6 protein-coding genes are annotated in these 5208 nt (G+C 72.2%); 2 read left to right on the forward strand and 4 right to left on the reverse strand.

Going from position 1 to position 5208, the window contains the following annotated elements; genetic code table 11:
- Positions 1-16 precede the first annotated feature (16 nt).
- A complete protein-coding gene (locus tag GKQ77_RS27050) occupies positions 17-604 on the reverse strand; it encodes an acyl-CoA-like ligand-binding transcription factor (RefSeq protein WP_219691554.1) in 588 nt (195 codons plus the stop codon).
- Positions 605-709: 105 nt separating this feature from the next.
- Here GKQ77_RS27050 and GKQ77_RS27055 point away from each other — a divergent pair, with 105 nt between their 5' ends.
- Complete coding sequence (locus tag GKQ77_RS27055; RefSeq protein ID WP_219691549.1) at positions 710-1645, forward strand: oxidoreductase; 936 nt, start codon at positions 710-712, stop codon at positions 1643-1645.
- Between the two features lie 30 nt (positions 1646-1675).
- Here GKQ77_RS27055 and GKQ77_RS27060 read toward each other — a convergent pair whose 3' ends face one another.
- A complete protein-coding gene (locus GKQ77_RS27060; protein ID WP_219691550.1) occupies positions 1676-2518 on the reverse strand; it encodes a DUF1206 domain-containing protein in 843 nt (280 codons plus the stop codon).
- 97 nt (positions 2519-2615) lie between these two features.
- On the reverse strand, positions 2616-3035 hold the full coding sequence (locus tag GKQ77_RS27065; protein WP_219691551.1) for an STAS domain-containing protein: 420 nt from the start codon (positions 3033-3035) through the stop codon (positions 2616-2618).
- A 333-nt stretch (positions 3036-3368) separates the two neighbouring features.
- Here GKQ77_RS27065 and GKQ77_RS27070 point away from each other — a divergent pair, with 333 nt between their 5' ends.
- The gene (locus tag GKQ77_RS27070; RefSeq protein WP_219691552.1) at positions 3369-4559 is read left to right on the forward strand and encodes a hypothetical protein; all 1191 of its coding nucleotides are present in this window, start codon (positions 3369-3371) and stop codon (positions 4557-4559) included.
- Between the two features lie 29 nt (positions 4560-4588).
- Here GKQ77_RS27070 and GKQ77_RS27075 read toward each other — a convergent pair.
- Positions 4589-5208: CAP domain-containing protein (locus tag GKQ77_RS27075; protein WP_219691553.1), on the reverse strand; the 620-nt coding region annotated here is incomplete at its 5' end.

The following is a 5208-nucleotide window of genomic DNA, read 5'->3' on the forward strand; positions in this document are numbered from 1 at the left end:
GTGGTGGGGGCGCCCCCTACCCCTCCACCCCGTCAAGCGCCGGACCGATCACCGCGAAGGCCTCGTCGAGCAGCGCTGACGGATCCTCGGCGCCGTCGCTGTCGCTCCAGCGCTGGAGTACGGCGTCGAAGGCGGTCAGCGCCATTCCGGCGGCCAGCCGGGGATACAGCTCCCTCGCGGGGTCCAGTCCCAGACGTCCCGCCAGCTCCTCCGTCAGGTCGCCGCGCCATTGCGCCTGCCGCTCGAGAAAGCGCGCCAGCAGGGCGGGGGTGCGCAGGATCAGCTGCACCACGCGCAGTGCCCGGTCGGAGTGGGCGGCGCAGGTCGCAAGGGGGACCCGGACGGCGTGCAGGAGCGCCACCGAAGGCCGCTCGTCGGCGGGCCGCTCCGCGAGGTCCGCGCGCATACCCGTGCCCATGTCGGCCAGGAACTGGACGACCACGTCCTCCTTGGACGCGAAGTACCGGAAGAACGTGCGCCGGGAGACCCCGGCGGTCGTGACGATCTCGTCGATGGTGACCGCGTCGAACCCCTTCAGCGCCAGCAACTGCAGCGCCGATTCGGTCAGTTCGTCCGAGACGAGCCGTCGTTTGCGCTCGGCCATGCTCACTTCTGGGCGGTAGCTCACACAGGCATGGTACACGGCATGCCCCGAACGGCACTCAGTAGCGTATTGACACTGAGTGCCACCAGGGGCAACATGTGCCGCATGACGCAGCAGCGCTGGACCATCGACCGAATTCCGGACCAGAGCGACCGGGTGTTCCTCGTCACCGGGGCCAACAGCGGCCTCGGCCTCGCGACCACCCGCGCGCTCGCACGACGCGGCGCGCACGTGATCCTCGCGGTGCGCAACGAGGGCAAGGGCCGCCGGGCGGTCACGGAGATCACCACCGAGCAGCCGGACGCGAAGCTGGAGGTGCGCCACCTCGACCTGGCCGATCTCGACTCGGTCCGCGCCTTCGCCGAAGGGGTGCGCGCCGACCACCCCCGACTGGACGTGCTCATCAACAACGCCGGGGTGATGGCGCCGCCCCGCTCGCTGAGCGCGCAGGGCCACGAGCTCCAGTTCGCCGCCAACCACCTCGGCCACTTCGCGCTGACCGGCCTGCTGCTCGACCTGCTCGGGGCGGGCCGCGAGCCCCGCGTGGTGACGGTCAGCTCGGTCAACCACCGGCAGGGCCGCCTCTTCTTCGACGACCTCCACGGCGAGCGCCGCTACAAGCCCATGGCCTTCTACAACCAGTCGAAGCTCGCCAACGCCGTCTTCGGCCATACGCTGCACCTGCGCCTCACCGAGGCGGGCAGCCCCGTCCGCAGCGTCCTCGCCCACCCCGGCTACACGGCCACCAATCTGCAGCTGAACGGCCCGATCGCCCTGTGGAGCGTGGTGTTCGGCCGCATCTGCAACCCGCTGTTCGCGCAGCGGCCCGCCGATGGCGCCCTCTCACAGCTGTACGCGGCGACCGACCCGAGCGTGCGGGGCGGCGAGTTCATCGGCCCCGGCGGCCCCGCCGAACTGCGCGGCGCGCCTCAGCGCGTGGCACTGGCGCCCGGCGCCGCCGACGCGGAGACGGGCCGTCGGCTGTGGGAGGTGTCGGAACAACTGACCGACGTGCGTTACGTGTTCCGCACGTCGGTCTGAACCGGTCTGAAGCCGCGGGGCGCGCGCCCGTCAGAGCTTGCGCCAGCGCGCGTTCGCCCAGGAGAAGAGGCCGAAGGCGCCGAGGCCGACGGCGATCAGCGCGAGCAGCCAGGGCCCGGCCCCGGTGTCGGCGAAGGAGCGCAGGGTGTTGTCGATGCCCTTGGCCTGGCCCGGCTTGTGCCGCAGCGCGGCGGCGAGTGCGAAGCCACCGGCGACGGCGAACACCGCGCCCCTGGCCATGCCGCCGAAGACACCGAGGACGTCGACGATCCTGCGGTCCCTGCGCGGCATCTCGGAGAGGCGCAGACGCTTGTGGAACTTCCGCAGCAGCGCGCGCCCGGCGATCCAGATCCCCGCCACGAGCACGGCGGCGCCCGCCGCGGCGACGATCCACCTGCCGCCGGGCCAGTCGAAGGCCTTCGCCGTCACGTCCTTGGTCTGCTGGTCGCTGGAGCCGCTGCCGCTGCCCTCGTCGCCTGTCGCGTACGCCAGGATGGAGTACGCGACGAAGCAGTAGAAGAGGAAGCGCAGCCCCGAGAGCGCCCGCTTGCCCGGCTTGTCGCCGTCCGGCCCGGCCTGTCCGAAGAAGACCTCCGAGAGCCGCCACAGCGCCATACCCGCCAGGGCGATGCCGAGCAGCCACAGCAGTACGTTCCCGAACGGGCGGTCCGCCAGCTCCGCCACGGCACCGCCGCGGTCGGCCTGGCGTCCGCCGCCGTCGGAGAAGGCGATGCGCAGGGCCAGGGCACCGATGAGGAGGTAGATCACTCCACGGCCGACGAACCCGGCACGCGCCACCGCCGCGACGGTCCGGCCCTTGGCCGCCCGTCGCGCCTGGTTCTTTCCACGTGCTGTCACCGAAGGCAGATGCATGGCTCCCCAGTGCCCCCAACGGCTCGCTTCATGCGGTCTGAGCAGTCCTTCCTCCCGTGAACGGGCTCTGTGACCAGGCTATCCCCGCCGTGCGGCATCAGCGCGCCCCGCGGCCCGCGCCCGACCGCCCGCTCGTACAGGGGGCGCCGACCGGGATCGTGAAGGTCCGGTCGAGACGGGTGATGCGCAGCACGCGCCAATTGCGCGAGCTGCCGGGGACGAGCCACAGAGTGCCCTGGCCGGCGGCGACCTGTTGCCGGATACGCACCAGCAGCCGCAGGCCACCGGCGTCGAGGAACGTCACCTTTCGAAGATCCGCGACGACCTGACGGCCGGCGTGGTCGAGAAGTGCCGCCACACGAGGGGAGAGCTCCTGGTCGGCCCAGGCGTCCAGCTCGCCCCAGAACGCAAGGACATCAGTGCCGTTCACCACGCGGTGACGCAGGCCGAAGGTGAAGTCGGCGGTGCCCGTTTCCCAGTCCAGCAGTGTCCCGTCTCCTTCACTGAGAGTAGTCAATCGAGGGTGACGCGGTGGGTAGAGACCCGCGCCGGACGCCACCGAAACGCTGGGCGGCACCGAGGTCCCATCTCCATCTTTCCCGCTCAGAAGGGCTCGTACTCTTGTCTGGCCGGTACTTTGAGCGAAGCAGCGACTTGATGGGGCGTCAGATCGACAATTACGTAGCGTAATTACGAACGTGGAGAGTCCTGCGGCATCGCACGGAAGGCCCCGCGGCGATCGCCGAGCCGCCGCCAACCCCGGGCAATTCGTACGGATCCACGTCTCGTTGTCGTGCCCGGCGCAAGCAGCGGATACGGTGCTGACGTGGTGATCGAGAGGGAGGGGCCGGTGCCCGGTACTGCACTGCTCATCGCGGCGGCCCCCGTGAGCAAGAGCCGGCTCGTGGACGCGGCCTCCGTACTTCCCGTGCTCGCGGCGGTTTCCCCCGCCACGCTCGCCGGGACCGACACGGCGAGCGTGGTGGAGCTGGCTGACCCGCTGGACCCGCAGACCGTCCTCACCCGGCTCCGGGCCGCCGCCATGGCTCCGGGCCCGTTGACGGTCTATCTGATCGGGCAGGTCCATCTCGACCGGCGCCAGCGGCACGTGCACGTGGCGCTGGCCCGGGCCTCCGCCGCCACCATGCGCTACACGGGCTTCCCCTGGCACTGGTTCACCCAGGAACTGCGGCTGCGCCCCGCGGGCGAGACCACGCTCATCGTCGACCTGCACACCGACGCTGAGAGCTGGCAGGCCCTGAACGAGCAGCCACTCGACGCGGGCCCCGGAGTCGCGCTCTACGGTCGCGTCGCCCCGCCGGCCCGGCGCCGTACGCCCGCCGCTCCCGCCTATATGAAGGCGCTCGCCACCCTCCTGCGCAGCGGCCACCGCCCTCCGCTGTCCCAGCTCCACGAGCAGGCCGCCGCCCAGTCCCTCGGCGAGGACGCCCAGGACCTGGTGCTGGCGCTCGACCCGCATGCGACGCCCACCGACCCGCGCCCGGCACCCTTCGGCTCGCATGTGACACCCCTCCACCAGGAGACGGCGCCGCCCGCCGCGTACCCCCCGCCGCGACCGGCCGGACCGCCCCCGGGCGCCCCGGACCCGCACACCGACCCGCACGCGGCCATCACCGCGGCCGTCGAGGCGGGCCGGCACGACGAGGCGGCGGCGCTCGCCGCCTCCTGGGAGCAGACCGCGCTGCGCATGCACGGCCCGGGTTCGAACGAGGTCATCCATTGGATGGAAGTCCGCGCGGACCTCGCACGGTTCGCCGGTGACCCGGCGCGCAGCTGCGAGACCTGGCTCGCCGTGGCCACCGCCCGCCTCACCGCCGGGCAGGCCCCCGACTCACCCGAGGTGGAAGCCGCGGCCGACCGCGCCCACCACCTCTGGGACCGCGTACGCGACCCCGAGGCGGTCCGCGCCCTCGGCCCCGACCTGATCAGGCTGCGCCGCCGCGTCCCGGGCCGCCAGCGCGGCACGCTGACGCTGGCGCAGCGCCGCCTCGAACAGTTCCACACGCAGCGGGTCGGCTGACGCCCGCTGCGTGTGGCGGCGGCGGTCGCTCAGAGCGCCGTGCCGAACACCTGCGTCCACCAAGGGCCGCCCGAGGCGTTGTGGATGCCCATGCCCATCTCCTTGAAGTCGCAGTTGAGGATGTTGGCCCGGTGGCCCGGGCTCTTCATCCAGGAGTCCATCACCGCCGCCGGGGTCCGCTGGCCGCGCGCGATGTTCTCGCCGTACGTGCTCCACCGGTACCCGGCCGCCTTGATGCGGTCGCCGGGGCCCGTGCCGTCGGGGCTGGTGTGGTCGAAGTAGTCGCGCGCCGCCATGTCGGAGGAGTGCCTCGCGGCGGCCGTGGCGAGCTTGCCGTTGGAGCGGACGGGGCCGCAGCCCGCCTTGGCGCGCTCGGTGTTGACCAACGCCAGGACCTGCGCGGCCGTCCCGCTCGGAGTGGCCTTCGCGGCGGGGGCGGGCGCCTTCGGCTTCGGCGCGGGCTTCGGCGCGGCGGCCTCGGTGGCACTCGGCTCGGGCTTCGGCTTCTTCTCCGCCTTTTCCTTCGCCTTCTCCTTGTCCTTGCCCTTTTCCTTCGCCTTTGTCTTGCTGGGGGTCGGCTTGGCGGAGGCGGACGCGGAGCGCTTGGCGGAGGGTGACCCGTTCTTCGAGGCCGAGGGGGTGGTGGGGG

Source organism: Streptomyces anatolicus, from assembly GCF_019400875.1.
Lineage (GTDB): Bacteria > Actinomycetota > Actinomycetes > Streptomycetales > Streptomycetaceae > Streptomyces > Streptomyces anatolicus.

Coding starts and splice junctions, on each gene's coding strand:
- GKQ77_RS27050 (WP_219691554.1), bottom strand. CDS start 604: ATGGCCGAGCGCAAACGACGGCTCGTCTCGGACGAACTGACCGAATCG.
- GKQ77_RS27060 (WP_219691550.1), bottom strand. CDS start 2,518: ATGCATCTGCCTTCGGTGACAGCACGTGGAAAGAACCAGGCGCGACGG.
- GKQ77_RS27055 (WP_219691549.1), top strand. CDS start 710: ATGACGCAGCAGCGCTGGACCATCGACCGAATTCCGGACCAGAGCGAC.